Here is a 16,428-nt window from a genome sequence, read left to right on the forward strand (position 1 = left end):
TCCCGCCATTACGGTTGCCCCGTGGTTCCCCTTCGGCTTTTCGTGAACCGGCTGTCGCTGCGGCCGCTGGGCGCCACCGATCCGTCCGGCCGGTGGGTGCGCTGGGTGCACGTCAGCGAACTCGCCGACCCGTCGCCGTTCCTGCGCGGCGGGGAGCTGCTCCTGCTCGCCGGGACCGGGTTTCGTCCCGACGAGAGCGGCGAGTACGTGCGGCGGCTGGCGGACGCGGGAGTCGTGGCGATCGGGTTCGGGGTGACGCCGGTGTTCGACGCCGTCCCGCCGGAACTCGTCGCCGCCTGCGACGAGCACGGCATGGCGCTGCTGGAGGTGCCGCCGCACGTGCCGTTCGCGTCGGTCGTCGAACTCCTCCACGCCGAGCTGGTCCGCGCCGAGACCCGCGACCTGAAGCACCTGTCGGACGGCCAGGCCGTGCTGATCCGCGCGGCCGCCGGGCCCGGCCCGCTGCGCGCCGTCGTGGAACGCCTCGCCGAACTCCTCGAAGGCTGGGTCCTCGTCGTGGACCGCAACCGCGACCGCACCTGGTCCGCCGGGCCGGTCCGGCGGGACGCGGAGGTGACCGCCGCGTTGGAACGTGCCTGCGCGAGCCCCGCGCCGATGAGCGCGGCGCTCGCCACCGCCGACGAGCACGTCGAGATCCAGCGGCTCCTCGGCCCCGCGCCGACCGGGTACGCGATGGCCGTCGCGCGGCGCGGGCCGTTCAGCGTCGCCGACCGGGGCGTCGTCGGCGTCGCGGCGTCCGCGCTGTCGCTGCTGTTCACCGCGCCGTCGGCGGCCGGCTCGCCGGAGGCGCTCGGCTCCGCCGCCGTGGCCGGGCTGCTGCGGCTCCCGACGCTCGCCCGCGCCCTCGCCGGTCCGCTCGACCTCGGCGGGGACGCGTCGTGGCGCGTCGTCCGCGGCCTGCTCACCGAGCCGCCGGGGTCCCGCGAGACGATCATCCAGCGGCTGTCGGCGCTGCTCGGCACCCCGTTCGTGGAGCAGGACGCCGGCTCCTTCACCGCGATCGTCCCCGGCGACGATCCTGTTGACGAGCTGTGCCGCCTGCTGGACGACGCCGGTCATCTCGCCGGGATCAGCCGTCCGCATCCCGCCGATGATCTCGATCCCGCGTGGGGTGAGGCGGGTTCCGCGCTCGACGGGGCCCGCATCGGCGGCGCGAGCGTGGTCGCGGGCGCCGATCCGCACGGCGTGATGGCGCTCCTCGACTCCGCGCAGGCCGCCCGGCACGCCGACCGGCTCCTCGAACCGCTGGACGGCGCCGGCGCGCCCAGCGAGCTGCTCGGCACGCTGCGGAGCTGGCTGGCGCACCACGGCAACTGGGACCGGACGGCCGCCGACCTCGGCGTGCACCGCAACACCGTCCGGCACCGGCTGGGCCAGATCACCCGGCTCCTCGGCCAGGACCTGAACGACCCGGACGTGCGCATGGAGCTGTGGTTCGCGCTCCGCTGGCGAACCCGGGCCCGCTGACCTTTGCTGGGAAGTGGTCGATGCGTACAACGGGGGCGCTCGGGTGGGGCTGAATGTCCACTTCAGCCGCCTGGAACGGCTGCATAGCTTGGCCGGAGCGGGCTCACTGAGCTCCCGTTATCTCCGGAGGCGGATGACCATGTCGACACCCTCATCAGGCGGCGACCGCCTGGCGACGACCGCGGGCCCCGGCCGTCTGGCGGCGAACGCGATGGGGACGAAGGACCTCGTCTTCACGGTCCTCGCCGCGCTGGCGCCCTTGACCCTCATCGTCGCCGTGGCGCCGCTGCACTTCCTGAAGGGCGGCGCGGCCGTCCCGGGCGGCTACCTCGTGGCGGGCGTCGTGATGGCGCTGTTCGCGTCCGGATTCATGACGATGAGCAAGTACGTCCGCAACGCGGGCGCGTTCTACGCCACGATCGCCCGCGGGCTCGGCCGCCCGCTCGGCTCGGGCGCGGCGACGCTGGCGCTGCTCGCGTACAACGCGCTGCAGATCAGCACCTACGGGGCGCTCGGCCTCTACGCCGCCGGGACGTTCGAGAAGTACACCGACGTGTCCGTGCCGTGGTGGGTGTTCGCGCTGGTGGGGATCGTGCTGGTGGCGTGGCTCGGGTTCCTCGGGATCCAGACCAGCGCCAAGGTCCTCGGCGCCCTGCTGATCCTTGAGGTGGCGGTGCTCGCGGTGATGGCGCTGTTCGTCCTCGGCAAGGGCGGCTCCGGCGAGACGACGTTCACGTCCTTCTCCCCCGGGACGGTGTTCACCACGTCCAACGCGGCGATGTTCGGGCTGGTGTTCGGCGCGTTCATGGGGTTCGAGTCGACCGCGATCTTCAGCGAGGAGGCGCGCGGCGGCGTCCGGACGGTCCGCCGCGCGACCTACATCGCGGTGGCGTTCATCGCGATCTTCTACGCGTTCATCACGTGGACGATCGTCCAGGCGATCGGCGCGAACGGCATCGCGGCGGCGGCCGGGGAGGACACCGCCGGGCTGGTCACCGGCGTGTTCGACCAGTACACGCCGGGCTCCGTCACCGCCGTGATGGAGATCCTGCTGCTGACCAGTGCGTTCGCGGCCCTGCTCGCGCTGCACAACGCGGCGAACCGGTACCTGTTCGCGCTCGGCCGGGAACGGCTGATGCCCGCCTTCTTCGGCCGCACCCACCCGCGCACCCGCTCCCCGTACCTGGCGGGGGCCGCGCAGACCGTGCTGGCGACGGTCGTGGTCGCCGCCTGGGCCATGTTCGACCTCGACCCCTACCTCGGGCTGCTGCTGTGGGGCAGCACGATCGGCTTCCTCGGGATCATCGCGCTGTGGGCGCTGTGCTGCCTCGCCGTGATCGTCTACCTGCGCAGGAACGCCGTCGAGGACGGGCTGTGGCGGACCCTGATCGCCCCCGGCCTGAGCCTCGTCCTGCTCTGCGTCGTCATCGCCCTCGTCGTGTCGAACATCTCGCTGCTGACCGGCGCGGGCACCGTGACCAACGCGATCCTGCTGGGCTCGTGCGTGATCGCCTTCGCCGCGGGTATCGCCTCGGCCATGTCGCTGCGTTCGCGCGCGCCCGGCCAGTACGCGGTGCTCGCGGAGAAGACCTTCAACGGGACGGACGGCGCCGTCCCGGCCGCCCACTCATGACCTGGGAGCGCGGCTACCGGGCCCTCGACCTGACGGCGTCGTGGAACGCTCCGCTGACCCTGCTGGACGACGTGGACTCCTCGTTCACCGGCGAGCGGCGGCTCTACGGGCTGCCGTTCCGCTTCGGCGACGACCTCGACGGCCCGTCCCTGGTGCGCGTGACCGGCGAAGCCGAGATCCTCGTCGACGACGACTGCCAGTGGATCCTGTTCGCCCACGCCCTCGAAGAACCGGACGTCTTCGAGGGCGCGCCGGTCGGTTCGGCGGCCGCCCGGTACACGTTCCGGTACGCGGACGGCAGCGCGGAGACGGTCCCGATCCGGCGGCGGTTCGAGATCGGGCCCACGCCGCGGCTGTGGCAGGACCGTCCGATCCCGCTCGACTGGGGCCAGACCCCGTTCCTCGCGCTGCCGGACGCGCAGCACCGGCTGATGCACCGCACCTGCGGACGGTTCGACGCGGCGGGCGCGAGGTTCGTGGACATCGATGATCCGCAGGCCCGCTCCCCCTACGTCCTGCCGTACCGGTTCTACCTGTGGCCGTGGCGCAACCCGCACCCGGAGCGCCGGGTCGCCGCGGTCGAGATCGCGTCCGGCGGACCGGCGGTGCTGATCGGCGCCGTCACGCTGAGCCGGCTGGCGGAGGACCCGTTCGGCCGGACGGTCTCCCGAGACCTGATCTTCACGCTTGCGGACGGCCACGGCTCGGTGGACGAGGACGTCGCGGTGACCGTCGACCGCGGAACCGCCACCTACGCCTACCGGACGGTCGACGACGGCAGCCTGTCCCGCCCGCCCGCCTGGGGCGGGGCGACGAACCCGCGCACCGGTTACGTCAAGGTCGCCGCGACGCCGTCCGCGACCGTCTCACTCGACGTCGGCGGCACCGGGACGGCCACCTTCACCTGGGGCGACATCCTCGACAAGGGCCGGATCGTCACCGCGGACGGCACCGAATGGCGCCTCCCCGACGCCGGACGGGCCTGGATCAAGGGCACCGTCGTGGACGACGCGACCGGCGAGCCCCTCACCTGCCGCCTGCATTTCCACACCCCGGACGGCGTCCCGCTCGCCCCCTACGGGCATCACGCGCACATCAACTCCGACGGCAACACCTGGAACCTGGACATCGGCGGCGACGTCCGCCTCGGCCAGCGGACCTACGCCTACGTGGACGGCGAGTTCGAGGGCTGGCTCCCCCACGGGCAGGTCGTCGTGGAGGCCGCGCGAGGGTTCGACTACGTGCCGTCGCGCGAGGAGCTGACGATCCGTCCCGGGCAGCGGACGCTCGAACTGCGGCTCAAGCGGTTCCACGACCCGGAGGCGGACGGATACGTGGCGGGCGACACCCACGTCCATTTCGTCTCCACGCACGGCGCCGAACTGGAGGCGCGCGGCGAGGGCGTGCGGGTGACGAACCTGCTGATGAGCCAGTGGGGCCACCTCTACACCAACACCGAGGACTTCACCGGCCACCCGCACACCTCTGCCGACGGGACGACCCACGTCTTCGCCGGTCAGGAGAACCGGACCGCGATGCTCGGCCACATCAACCTGCTCGGCCTGCGGACGCCCGTCCGTCCGTGGTGCACGGGCGGCGCCGAGGAGTCCGATCTCGGCGGCGGCCTGGAGACGACCCTCGCCCACTGGGCCGACGAGTGCCACGCCCAGGGCGGGACGGTCGTCCTCGCGCACTTCCCCGTCCCGAACGGCGAGGCCGCCGCGCTGATCGCCACCGGCCGGCTGGACGGCGTCGAGATGATCGCCTACGACGACTACAACATCGGGCAGTACTACCGGTATCTCAACGCCGGATACCGCCTGACGCTGGTCGGCGGCACGGACAAGATGAGCAGCGAGGTGCCGATCGGGCTCGTCCGCACCTACGCCCGCGTGCCCGACCCGCGGAGGATGGACTATTGGGACTGGTGCACCGCCGTCCGGTCCGGCGACACGGTCGTCACGAGCGGCCCGCATCTGCGCCTGTCGGTCAATGGGGCCGCGCCCGGTTCCGTGCTCACCGGCACCCGTGCGGTTCGCGGGGTGGCGGAATTCCACTCGATCTTCCCCGTCGACCGGTTGGAGATCGTCGTCAACGGCTCAGTGGCCGAGTCGCGGCACTGGGACTCGGCGGTGCAGACCGGCTCTCTGGAATTCGACCTCGCCGTGGACGGGGCGTCCTGGATCGCCGCCCGCTGCTACGGGCCCGGGGAGGGCGCCGCCCGGCATGTCGCCCGGCACAAGGACGTCTGGGAACGTCCGATCATGGCGCACACGTCCCCGGTGTACGTCGCGTCCGGCGACTCCTACGAGCGCACGGACAAGGCCGTCCTCGCCGAGATGCTGCAGCTGATCGAGGGTGTCGAGCAGCACGTCCGCACCCGCGCCAGAACCGCCTGGCCCGGCCAGGTCGACCACCGCCACGGCTCCCCGGACCACGACCGCTTCCTGCTCGAACCCCTGGCCGAGGCCCGGCGGACGATCCGCGACCGCCTCGACGGTCAGGGCTTGCGGCCCACGGCGCAGTAGAAGTCCATGCCCCGGTCTGCGTAGAGGGTGCCGGTGTCGGGACGCCACTGGGGCAGCGGCACCAAGCCCGGCTCCAGCAGGTCCATGTGCTCGAAGAAGCGCTTGAGGCCGGCGGCGCTGCGCATGATGATCGGGGTGGCGCCGCTGTCGTTCCATTTCCGGGCGACCTCGTCCATCGCCTCGGTGTTGGTCTCGTTGCTGGGGCAGGCGATCGCCAGGAAAGAGCCGGACGGGAACGGCTCCAGCACCCGGTTCACGATCGTGTACGCCTCGTCGGTGACGCTGAATTCCAGGATGCCGAGCAGCGTGACCAGCACCGGCTTGGTGAAGTCGAGCGTGCGGGCGGCCTCGTCCAGGATCGTGTCGGGGTCGTGGAGGTTCGCGTCGATGAAGTCGGTGGCGCCCTCGGACGAGCTGTTGAGCAGCGCCCGCGCGTGCGCCAGCACGACCGGGTCGTTGTCGACGTAGACGACGCGGCTCTCGGGGGCGAGGCGCTGCGCGACCTGGTGGGTGTTGTCCCTGGTGGGGATGCCGGTGCCGATGTCGAGGAACTGCCGCACGCCCTCGCCGATCACGTGCCGGACGACGCGTCCGAGGAACTCGCGGTCGGCACGCGCCCACAGGACGACCTCGGGGATCGTCTCCTCCAGCTGGTCGCCCACTTCGACGTCGGCCGGGTAATGGTCTTTTCCGCCGAGCCAGTAGTCCCACACCCGTGCCGGGTGCGCCACGCTGGTGTCGATTCGGATTTCCGGCTCCTGGCCGGAGGCGTACGCATCACCGGTCACGACTTCGCCTCCCAGAGGGTTTCGGCGGTTCGGGGTCCGCGCGGCGCGGGCCCGTTCATTCTGGCCGCCGAGTTGAAAATCTGCAATCAGATCATCCATGCCGAAAAATGGCGACGGCGGGGCGTTCAGCGCAATCCGCCGCCCGTCGACGCTCAGTGCGATCCGTCGAGGAGGGCCGTCAGGAGGTCGCCGGTGGCGGCGGGCGGGGACGCGTTGACCGACAGCCGGTCGAGGTGGCGTTTGTAGACCGACAGGTCGGCGGCCTTGTCGAGGTAGAGCGCGCTGGTCAGCTGCTCCATATACACGACGTCCGGCAGGCTCGGCTCGGCGAAGCGCAGCAGGGAGAACGGCCCGGCCATCGCCGCCATCGCGCTGCGCGCCGGCGGCACGATCTGGAGGGTGACGTCCTGCGTGCGGACCGCGTCGAGCAGCGCGGCGAGCTGGGCGCGCATGACCTCCCGGTCGGCGATGGGACGGCGCAGCGCGGCCTCGTCCACCAGCGCCCACAGCAGCGGCGGAGCGTCGCGGCGCAGGATCCGCTGGCGCCGCATCAGCACGTTGACCCTGCGTTCGATCTCGGTCGCGGACGCCATCGGGTGGCCGAGCCCGAGCGCGGCGCGGGCGTACTCCTCGGTCTGCAGCAGCTCGGGGACGAACCGCGTCTCGTGGACGCGCAGCGCGGACGCCGCCTCCTCCAGCCCGATGTAGACCTCGAACCAGGGCGGCAGGATGTCGCTGTAGCTCTGCCACCAGCCGGGCCGGTTGGCGCGCTCGGCCAGTTCGAGCAGGGGCTCGCGCTCCTCCGCCGCGATCACGCCGTACAGGGTGAGCAGGTCGGCGACGTCGCGCTTCTTGAACCCGACGCGGCCGAGCTCCAGCCGGCTGATCTTGGACGCGGACGCGCGGATGGCCTCGCCGGCGTCCTTCGGCGCGATGCCCCGGCTCTCGCGCAGCCGCCGAAGCTGCCCGCCGAGCAGTATGCGCAGCACCGTGGGGCCGCTCTCGCCGTTCTGGCCGAAATCGTGCACGCGACGGCCGCTCTCGGGGTTGCCGTCCGGTTGAACCGCTTTCACGTCCACTCCCGCCCGCCACTCAACGGCACATCTCGAATGCACACTGTGATGCCGACAGTAGTACTGATGTGCTGCCCGATAAGAGTCTTCGCCTTCGGTGAATGCGCCGAAGCTCGGGGCGTCGTCCGGGAGTCGGAGTCCGGGCAAAGCGGTGTTCGGGCAAAGCGGTGGCCGGGCCGCACGGGGGCCACGGCCCGGCCTTATGCGTCTCATCATCCGCCTCTCAGGGCGTTCTGACCAGATGGCCAGGCCATACTTCCTTCGGCAGATTTCATATGGTGACCGCCGGGCATGACGCGAGCGTCAGCAATCGGGTTCCCGGACGGGCGGCGGGACGTTTCCACGGTGTTCGTCGACGGCTCGGGCGACGTCTTCGTCCAGGAGGTCGGTGTTGAGGGCGAACGCGGCGGCGGAACCCATGCCGGCGGCGGCGATGACCTGCGCCCGAGGGTCGATGACGTTGCCCGCGGCCCAGACGCCGTCGACGCTGGTCCGTCCGGTGCGGTCGGTGATGACCCAGCCGTTGTCGTCCTTGGCGCAGCCCAGTTGGGTGAGGAATTCGTCCTGCGGGACCATGCGAGGGGAGAGGAAGACGGCGGCGCGCGGCACGGTGCGGCCGTCGGCGAGTTCGACGCCCCGCAGCCGGTCGTCGGCGATGACGAGCTGCTTGACCTCGCCTTCGATGATGCGGAGCCCGCGGGCGTCCAGCCGCTCCCGGTCCTCTGCCGTCAGCTCAAGGGTGTGCGGGAAGAAGACGACGTCGTCGCTCCAGCCGCGCAGGAGCAGCGCCTGATGCACGGACCCCGGCTGGGTGCCGAGGACGGCGAGCGGCTGGTCGCGGACTTCGTAGCCGTGGCAGTAGGGGCAGTGCAGCAGATCCCTCCCCCACCGCTCGCGCACGCCCGGAATGTCGGGCAACTCGTCGCGCAGCCCGGTCGCGACCACGATCCGCCGCGCCTTGATCACCGACCCGCCGACCAGGCGGACGGTGAAGCCGTGCTCGATCCGCTCCACCCGCCCCTGGATGAGCCGGACGCCGTACCGGGCGATCTCTTCGCGGCCGAGTTCGAGCAGCGTGGCGGGGGACAGGCCGTCGCGGGACAGGAAGCCGTGCATGTGCGCGGCGGGCGCGTTGCGCGGCTCGCCGGCGTCGATCACCGCGACCCTGCGGCGGGCGCGTCCTAGGAGCAGGGAGGCGCTCAGACCGGCCGCCCCGGCGCCGATCACCACCACGTCATAGACCTCGTTCATGAGGATCACCTCCACGTCCGAGAGTGCGCGCCGCCCGCCCCGGTCAGCAACTTTCGTTGCCATTTCCGGGACATGAGGGTGGAATGTGCGGCATGGACGAAGACTCCCCGATCAACGCCGCGCTGGCCCAGGTCGGCGCCCGCCTCAAGCGCATCCGGACCCGGCGGGGCGTGAGCCTGGCCGCCCTGTCCGAGGCCACCGGCATCTCCAAGAGCACGCTGTCCAGGCTGGAGACGGGCCAGCGCCGTCCGAGCCTGGAGCTCCTGCTGCCCATCTCGCAGGCCCACAAGGTGCCGCTGGACGAGCTGGTCGGCGCGCCGGAGGTCGGCGACCCGCGCGTCCGGATCAAACCCCGCGTCCGCGACGGCCGGACGGTCGTCCCGCTGACCGTCCAGCCGGGGCCGCTGCAGGCATGGAAATCGATCATCCCGGCGGAGCAGAACCGGCCCCAGCCGGTCACGCACGAGGGCTACGAGTGGCTGTACGTCCTGTCCGGGAGGCTGCGGCTCGTCGTGGCCGGACGGGACCTGACCATGGGACCGGGCGAGGCCGCCGAGTTCGACACGCGCCTGCCGCACTGGTTCGGCTCCACCGGCGACGGCCCGGTGGAGGTGCTCAACCTGTTCGGCCGCCAGGGCGAGCGCATACACGTCCGCGCGAAGCCGCGCTCCCGGGAGGAGGCGTCCTGAGCGGCGCCGCGCGTGAGCCTCCTCTCCTTCTTTGAACGCGTTCAACTCTCTGGGATAGGCTAGCCCCACTAGGCGGAGGGGCAGCCGATGAAGATCGTGATCCCGGGGGGCACCGGGCAGGTGGGCGCGATCCTCGACCGCGCCTTGACCGCCGCGGACCATGACGTCGTCGTCCTGACCAGGAGCCCGCGGCGCGACCGCGAGATCCGCTGGGACGGCGAGACGCTCGGGCCCTGGGCCGACGCGATCGACGGCAGCGACCTGGTGATCAACCTGGCCGGACGCAGCGTGAGCTGCCGCTATACCCCGGCCAACCTGCAGGCCATGATGGACTCGCGCGTCAACTCCACCCGGGTCGTCGGCGAGGCCATCGCGGCGGCCGCGCGGGCGCCCCGGGTGTGGCTGCAGATGAGCACCGCGACCATCTACGCGCACCGCTTCGACGCCGGCAACGACGAGGCGACCGGCGTGATCGGCGGCGCCGAACCCGGCGTCCCGCGCTACTGGGCCTACAGCGTCGAGATCGCGAAAGCCTGGGAACGCGCCCAGGAGCAGGCCGAGACCCCCTCCACGCGCAAGGTCGCCCTGCGTGCCGCGATGGTGATGAGCCCCGACCGCGGCGGCGTCTTCGACTACCTGCTGTGGCTGGCGCGGCTCGGGCTCGGCGGGCCCGTCGGGGGCGGTGCGCAGTACGTGTCCTGGATCCACGACCGCGACTTCGTCCGCGCGGTCGAGTTCCTCGCCGAGCGGGACGACCTCACCGGCCCGGTGAACCTCGCGGCTCCCGGCCCGCTGCCGCAACGTGCGTTCATGCGCGCGCTGCGCGCCGCGTGGGGCGTTCCGGTGGGCCTGCCCGCGACGAAATGGATGGCGGAGATCGGAGCCCTCGCGATCCGCTCCGACACCGAACTCCTGCTGAAGAGCCGCCGCGTCGTCCCCGGCCGCCTGCTGGACGCCGGATTCTCCTTCGACCACACGCAATGGCCGGAAGCCGCCACCGACCTCGTCCAACGCGCGCGCGTCCGGCGCACCTGACAGCTCAGGGGGCCGACCAGGTCAGGGGCAGGGAGTCCAGGCCCAGGACGAGGCCGGTGTGTTCCGTGGGCTGGGCTCCGTCCGGGACGCGGTACTCGGGAATGCGGCGGTGCCATTCCTCCAGCGCGATGCGCAGCTCCAGCCGCGCCAGATGGGCGCCGAGGCAGCGATGCGGCCCCGCACCGAACGCGACATGCCGGTTGGGCGTCCGGCCGAAGTCGACGGTGTGCGGATCGGGGAACACGCGAGGGTCGCGGTTGGCCATCGCGAGCGGCAGCATCACCATGTCGCCGGCGCGCATGGGGCAACCGTGGACGTCGACGTCTGCGGTGAGCTTGCGAGCGGGCAGGATCGGCGAATAGGCGCGGAGAAGTTCCTCGACGGCGTCCGGGATGATGCCGGGTTCGGCGACGATGCGGGCACGGTCGGCGTCATGCCCGGCCAGATGCCAGAACGAGTACGACAGCTGCGCGGTGACGGTGTCCATGCCGGCCAGGAACAGCAGGACGCACAGCTGCAGCAGCTCGCCATCGGTGACCGGTCTGCCATCCACCTCGAACGTGATCGCGACGCTCACCACGTCGTCGCGCCGCTCGGCGCGCGGAGCGGCGCGGCGTTCGGCGATCAATTGCTGGAAGCAGGCCGTGACCTTCGCCATGGCCTGGCCGCGTCCCTCCCCGGACGGCGGCGGATGCAGGATCGCGTGCTCCCATTCCAGGAACTCTCCGAGCCTGTCGACCGGCAGACCCATGAATTCCAAGAACACCGTGGTCGGGAAGCGGCGGGCGAAATCGGTGACGAAGTCACAGGCTCCCTTGTCGGCCAGGCCGTCGATCAGGCTGGTGCAGCGGCGGCGAATGGCGTCCTGCATCGCGGCGGCGCGGGCGGGCGTGAACAGCGGGCGCAGGAGCCTCCGCCACGTGGTGTGCACCGGCGGATCCAGCATGACCGGGATCCATTGATAGCCGGGATCAGGGTCGATGACCGAGACCGCCCGGCTGGAATGGGACACGGCGTCCTGATAGGCGGCGACGATGTCGCCGTACCGGGTCAGCACCCAGAACCCGCGTCCGGCCTCGCTGCGGAAGGCCGGGCAGCGCTCGCGGAGCTCGTCCAGGAGCGGATGGGTGGTGCCCGCCGGACGCGGCCCGGCGAAAGGGGCGAAGTCGATCCGGGGATGGGGACGGCTCATCGGTGATCTCCTTCACGACTCGGGTTCGTTTGAGAGATTGGGTGGGATCATGATTGCTGATGAAGAGGGTCGATGTGCTGACGGTGGTCGTCGGGCTTGTCGTGCTCTCCGGGGTCGTCGGCTTGATCGTTCAGGCCAAAAGGCCGGGTGATGTCGCGAATAGGATCGCGGCTGGCTTTGGGTCACAGATCGGTCCTGCGCTCACTGGGCATAGTGAGGGGGTCAGGGCGGTCGCGGTCGGTGTTTGAACGGGCGGACGATCGCCGTTTCGGCCAGCGACGACGAGACGGTGCGGGTGTGGGATCTGGCCGCCGGAAAGCAGATTGGCGAACCGTTTGAAGACCACGGCGCTCCAGTGCGCTCGGTGGCGTTCGGGCGGTTGCCGGACGGGCGTGCGGTCGCGGTTTCCGCGAGTTCCGGCAGCAATCTGCTCGCCGGATTCGATCGCGGCGACAACGGGCTGCGGGTCTGGGACCTGGCCGCGCACCGGCAGCTCCGGAAGATCACGCATGATGACGGTCGCGAGACCGATTCGGCCGGGCCCGAGTCGGTCGCGGTGGGCGAGCTGGCGGACGGCCGGACGGTGGCGATCTCCAGCACTCCGACGGACGGGAGAATCTGGGATCTGGCCACCGGAGCACAGATCGGCAGGTCGATGTTCGCGAGCGGGCCGGTGGCGACCGGGGTTGTGAATGGCCGTGCCATCGGTCTCACGGGGTGCAAGAAAGCCATGAACGAGCTGGAGCCGTGCAAGAAGCGTGCGGCCACGGTGCGGGACCTGGCCACGGGACGGCCGTTCGGCAAGGGTCTCGCCGGGGAGCGCGACCACTTCGTCGGCGGGGCCGCCGTCGGTGAATTGAATGGTCGGCCCATTGTCGTATCCGGTACCAACTCCAGCATTTGGCCCTGGAAATCTCGGGACCATGCCGTGCGAGTTTGGGATCTCGGCAGTGGTCGGCAGATCGGTGAGCCGCTCAAAGGGCATCCCGATGATGTCCAGAGTGTGGCGGTGGGCAATCTGGGTGGACGGTCAGTTGCCGTAGCGGGTGGTGGTGACCTGCGGGTTTGGGATCTGGGGGCCGGGAAGCAGATCGGTCGGCCGTTCACCGGGCCTGACAACTCGTTCTCCTCGGTGGCGCTGGGCGAGCTGAACGGCCGTCCGATCGCCGTCTCCGGTGGGCGGGACAAGACGGTACGGGTCTGGGACCTCGGGCCGCCCTTTCCCTGATCAGGTGGCCAGGGAGATGTTCCAGAAGTCGGCATAGCGGCCGCTGCGGTGCAGGAGCTCTTCGTGGTCGCCTTTTTCGATGATCCGGCCGGCGTCCAGGAATGCTATTTGGTCGGCTCGTTGAATGGTGCGCATCCGGTGGGCAACCATGACCACCGTCCGGCCTGCCATCAGGCGGTCGATGCCTTCGTGGACGGCCGCCTCGTTCACCGGGTCGAGCGCCGAGGTGACCTCGTCCAGCAGGACGATGGGCGTGTCCTTCAGCAGCGCCCGCGCGATCGAGACGCGCTGGCGTTCGCCGCCCGACAGCAGCGCGCCGCCCTCGCCGACGTTCGCCGCCCATCCGCCGGGCAGCCGCTCGATGACCTCGTCCAGCCGGGCCGCGGTCGCCGCCGCGCGGACCTCGGCGTCGGCGGCGTCGGGACGGCCGAGGCGCACGTTCTCCTCGATGGTGCCGTCGAAAAGGTAGACGTCCTGGAACACGATGGCTATCTGAGCCATCAATTCCTCGGTTTTGATGGCGCGCACGTCCACGCCCCCAATGCGCACCGCGCCCGCGTCGACGTCATAGAAGCGGGCTAGCAATTGCAGCAATGTGCTCTTACCCGCGCCGGACGGTCCGACGACGGCGAGCCGCGTGCCCTGCGGCACCGAAAGCGATACGTCCTTGAGCACGGTGCGGTCGCCGTGGTGGAAGGTCACCGCGTCGAATTCCAGGTCGTGGCGTTCCGGACGGATCGGCTCGCGGGGTTCGGGGAGCGGTTCCGTGCTCAGGACCGCGTCCAGCCTGGCCAGTTCGGAGCGTGCGCCGCGGAGCTTGCCGCCGATGTCCGACAGCGACAGCAGCGGGTCGGCGCAGCGGGCGGCCAGGACCAGGATCGTCAGGACCTCCGCCGCGCCGACGTTCCCGCCGAGCGCGAGGTAGGCGCCCAAAGTCAGCAGGACGGTGAACATCGCCTGCACCGTGACCGTCAGGCCCACGACGCCGGGCAGTGCCGACAGGACGGTGCGGCGGGACGCGCGCTGCAGTTCGCGCAGCGAGTCGTCCAGCAGCCGGAAGCGTTCGGTGGTGCGGCCTCCGGCGCGCAGCACCGGCTGGGCCTGGAGGTACTCGATGACCCGTCCGGTTGCCTCGTGGTCGCGTTCGGCGCGCTCGGCGTCGGCAGCGGTCATGGAGCGTCCCGTCCAGAGCTGGATGGCCGCGACGACCGGGACGGCGGCCAGCGCGGCCAGGCCGAGCTGCCAGTTGAAGGCGAGCATCACGAGGACGATCGTCAGGGGAGTCACGCAGGCGGAGATGTACGGCGCGAGAAGGTGCGCGATCACGGCCATCGCGTCCAGCACGCCGCGGCTGGCCAGGACGGACACCTGCCCGACGCGGCCCGCGCCGTACCAGCCGATCGGCAGCCGCGCCAGATGGTCGCCGAGGCGGTGGTACATGCCGCGCAGCAGCGTCGTCCCGACCCGGAAACCGGACAGGTCGCTGGCGTAGCGCAGCACCGCGTAGACCGCGACGGCCGTCCCGAACCCGATCAGCCATGGCCAGGCGTCCTCGGGCGTGCTCCCGAACAGGGCCCGGAGCACCGGGACCAGCAGCGCGTACGACAGCCCTTCGACTATGGCGGTCGCCGTCATGAGGGCCACGGTGCGGCGTACCGGGCGGGCGTATTCGTGTCCGAGCACGCGAAGCAGCGTTGGGATCATCGGGACGTGTCTCCTTGCAGTACCTCGGCCTCGTCCGGTCGGTGGGTTCGCCAGAACGCGGCGAAATCGCCGTCCTGGGCCAGGAGTTCGGACGGTGCGCCGCGCTCGGCGATCGCGCCGTCCTTGAGCATCACGACGGTGTCGGCGTCGGCGATCGTTTCCAGGCGGTGGGCGATGACCAGGACGGTCTTGTCGCCGTCCAGCGTCGTCAGGGCCCGGCGCACCGCCTGCTCGGTGTGCGGGTCCGCGAAGGCGGTCGCCTCGTCCAGGACCAGGACGGGCGCGTCGGCGAGCAGCGCGCGGGCGATCGAGATCCGCTGCGCCTCGCCGCCCGACAGCCCGGCCTCGTCCCCGATCACCGTGTCGTAGCCGCGCGGCAGCTCCAGGATCCGGTCGTGGACGTTCGCCAGCCGGGCGGCGCGGATCACGTCGTCCAGGTCGGCGTGCGGCACCGCGAGCGCGATGTTGTCCGCGACCGATGCGCGCAGGAGGCGGACGTCCTGGAAGACGAACGAGACCGTCCGGTAGAGGTCGCGGCCCGCGATCTCGCGGAGGTCGGCGCCGCCCAGGACCACCGAGCCGTGGTTCGGGTCGAAGAACCGCGGCAGGAGCTGGACGAGCGTCGATTTGCCGCTGCCCGACGGGCCGACGATCGCGGTGACCGTCCCCGGTTCGAGGACGAGGTCGATCCCGCGCAGCACCTCCTGACCTTCGTCGTAGCCGAACCGGACGTCGCGCAACTCCACCCGGTGCCCCTTGGGTGCGGCCGGGTTCGCGGGCTCCGGCAGCGGCTCCTCTGAGAGGACGTCCCGGATCCGGCCCACCGCGCGCCGGGCGGCCTGCATGTCGTCGAAGCCGTGGCCGAGGGCCGCCACCGGAGCGGTCAGGCCCAGGCCCAGCAGCAGGAACGGCAGCAGGTCGGCCGGGGCCAGGCCGCCGCCCGTGATCAGGGCCGCGCCGCCGATCAGCACGACCAGCAGCACGAACGGCGGCGACAGCGCCAGCTGCATCCCCGCGGCGATCGGGGACAGGCCGCGCACCCAGCGGTAGAAGGTCGCGACGAAATCGTCCACGGCCGTGAGGAAGCGGCGGTGCGCGCGGCCGGACCCGCCGAACGCCTTCACCACCGCGATGCCCTGGACGAACTCGACCGCCGAGCTCGAGATCCGCCCCATGGCCTCGTCGAACTCCTTCTGCTCGCGCAGCCTGGCCGAGGTCATCATCAGCGGGACGAGCGCCACCGCCAGCACCACCGGTATCAGCGTGATCAGCGTGAGCCGCCGGTCGACGGTGAACAGGTAGACCAGCGATACGAGCGGCACGACGAAGGCGGCGACCAGCTCGCCGGGGGCGTGGGCGATGAACGGGTGCACGGCGGCCACGTCCTCCCCGACGACCTTCGCCAGCTCGCCGGTCCGGCGGCGGGAGAACCAGCCGATCGGGACGCGTCCCAAGCTCATGGCGAGTTGGCGGCGGAAGGAGAGCTGGACCCGGCCGTCCAGCATGTGCCCGATGCCGGACGACGCGGCCGTGCACAGCAGCCGGACGGCCAAGCCGGCGGCGCCCGCGATCACGGCCGTCCAGACGTGCCCGTCATCGATCGGGCCGGGTGTCAGCAGCGTGCGGCCCAGTTCGGCGACCGCCAGCAGCGGCGCCAGGCCCGCGACGGCCCCGATGACCTGAAGGATCACGACGGCCGCGAAACTCCGCGCGTGGGGGCGCAGCAGCCCAGCAGTGCTCGACTTTCGGAACATGTTCCTAAAGTACATCACGGAGGCCGGACGTCGAATCCCCGAGCGCACGCCGATGTCACCGGAGC

At 71.2% G+C, this 16,428-nt stretch carries 13 protein-coding genes; 7 read left to right on the plus strand and 6 right to left on the minus strand.

All coding sequences use genetic code 11. From position 1 onward, the window contains the following. Positions 1-21: 21 nt before the first annotated feature. The 3 genes from E1287_RS04205 to E1287_RS04215 all read left to right on the plus strand — a co-directional run bounded on the left by E1287_RS04205 (position 22) and on the right by E1287_RS04215 (position 5,649). Positions 22-1,488, plus strand: coding sequence for a PucR family transcriptional regulator (locus E1287_RS04205; RefSeq protein WP_131963467.1), 1,467 nt, complete (start codon positions 22-24; stop codon positions 1,486-1,488). Positions 1,489-1,627: 139 nt separating this feature from the next. Further along, a complete protein-coding gene (locus tag E1287_RS04210; RefSeq protein ID WP_165968874.1) occupies positions 1,628-3,121 on the plus strand; it encodes an APC family permease in 1,494 nt (497 codons plus the stop codon). After that, positions 3,118-5,649 carry a CehA/McbA family metallohydrolase gene (locus E1287_RS04215; RefSeq protein WP_131963469.1) on the plus strand — a complete coding sequence of 844 codons (2,532 nt, stop codon included), beginning with the start codon at positions 3,118-3,120 and terminating at the stop codon, positions 5,647-5,649. The genes E1287_RS04210 and E1287_RS04215 overlap by 4 nt, the downstream gene beginning before the upstream one ends. Here the strand turns inward: E1287_RS04215 and E1287_RS04220 are convergent. From E1287_RS04220 to E1287_RS04230, 3 genes are all read right to left on the minus strand, one after another. Further along, positions 5,622-6,437: an SAM-dependent methyltransferase gene (locus E1287_RS04220; RefSeq protein ID WP_243718595.1), complete on the minus strand. Its 816-nt coding sequence runs from the start codon at positions 6,435-6,437 to the stop codon at positions 5,622-5,624. The genes E1287_RS04215 and E1287_RS04220 overlap by 28 nt on opposite strands. A gap of 152 nt (positions 6,438-6,589) precedes the next feature. Continuing rightward, a complete protein-coding gene (locus tag E1287_RS04225; protein ID WP_347813952.1) occupies positions 6,590-7,510 on the minus strand; it encodes a helix-turn-helix transcriptional regulator in 921 nt (306 codons plus the stop codon). A gap of 303 nt (positions 7,511-7,813) precedes the next feature. Then, positions 7,814-8,761, minus strand: coding sequence for an NAD(P)/FAD-dependent oxidoreductase (locus E1287_RS04230; protein WP_131963471.1), 948 nt, complete (start codon positions 8,759-8,761; stop codon positions 7,814-7,816). 92 nt (positions 8,762-8,853) lie between these two features. Here E1287_RS04230 and E1287_RS04235 point away from each other — a divergent pair, with 92 nt between their 5' ends. Together E1287_RS04235 and E1287_RS04240 are read left to right on the plus strand one after the other, a co-directional pair. Continuing rightward, complete coding sequence (locus tag E1287_RS04235; RefSeq protein WP_131963472.1) at positions 8,854-9,450, plus strand: XRE family transcriptional regulator; 597 nt, start codon at positions 8,854-8,856, stop codon at positions 9,448-9,450. 87 nt (positions 9,451-9,537) lie between these two features. Further along, positions 9,538-10,485 carry a TIGR01777 family oxidoreductase gene (locus E1287_RS04240; protein ID WP_131963473.1) on the plus strand — a complete coding sequence of 316 codons (948 nt, stop codon included), beginning with the start codon at positions 9,538-9,540 and terminating at the stop codon, positions 10,483-10,485. A gap of 4 nt (positions 10,486-10,489) precedes the next feature. On the opposite strand, the gene E1287_RS04245 is transcribed toward E1287_RS04240, so the two are convergent. Next, a complete protein-coding gene (locus tag E1287_RS04245) occupies positions 10,490-11,677 on the minus strand; it encodes a cytochrome P450 (protein WP_131963474.1) in 1,188 nt (395 codons plus the stop codon). Between the two features lie 59 nt (positions 11,678-11,736). Between E1287_RS04245 and E1287_RS04250 the strand changes: the two genes are divergently transcribed. Both E1287_RS04250 and E1287_RS04255 read left to right on the plus strand, forming a co-directional pair. Further along, complete coding sequence (locus E1287_RS04250; RefSeq protein ID WP_131963475.1) at positions 11,737-11,925, plus strand: hypothetical protein; 189 nt, start codon at positions 11,737-11,739, stop codon at positions 11,923-11,925. Continuing rightward, positions 11,922-12,905 (plus strand): hypothetical protein, encoded by a 984-nt coding sequence (locus E1287_RS04255; RefSeq protein ID WP_131963476.1) that lies wholly within the window; start codon positions 11,922-11,924, stop codon positions 12,903-12,905. Before E1287_RS04250 ends, E1287_RS04255 begins: the two co-directional genes overlap by 4 nt. Here E1287_RS04255 and E1287_RS04260 read toward each other — a convergent pair whose 3' ends face one another. Then, the gene (locus E1287_RS04260; protein ID WP_131963477.1) at positions 12,906-14,609 is read right to left on the minus strand and encodes an ABC transporter ATP-binding protein; all 1,704 of its coding nucleotides are present in this window, start codon (positions 14,607-14,609) and stop codon (positions 12,906-12,908) included. After that, positions 14,606-16,363, minus strand: coding sequence for an ABC transporter ATP-binding protein (locus E1287_RS04265; protein ID WP_243718597.1), 1,758 nt, complete (start codon positions 16,361-16,363; stop codon positions 14,606-14,608). The genes E1287_RS04260 and E1287_RS04265 overlap by 4 nt, the downstream gene beginning before the upstream one ends. Positions 16,364-16,428: the final 65 nt, after the last annotated feature.

Source organism: Actinomadura sp. KC06, from assembly GCF_004348735.1.
GTDB lineage: Bacteria > Actinomycetota > Actinomycetes > Streptosporangiales > Streptosporangiaceae > Spirillospora.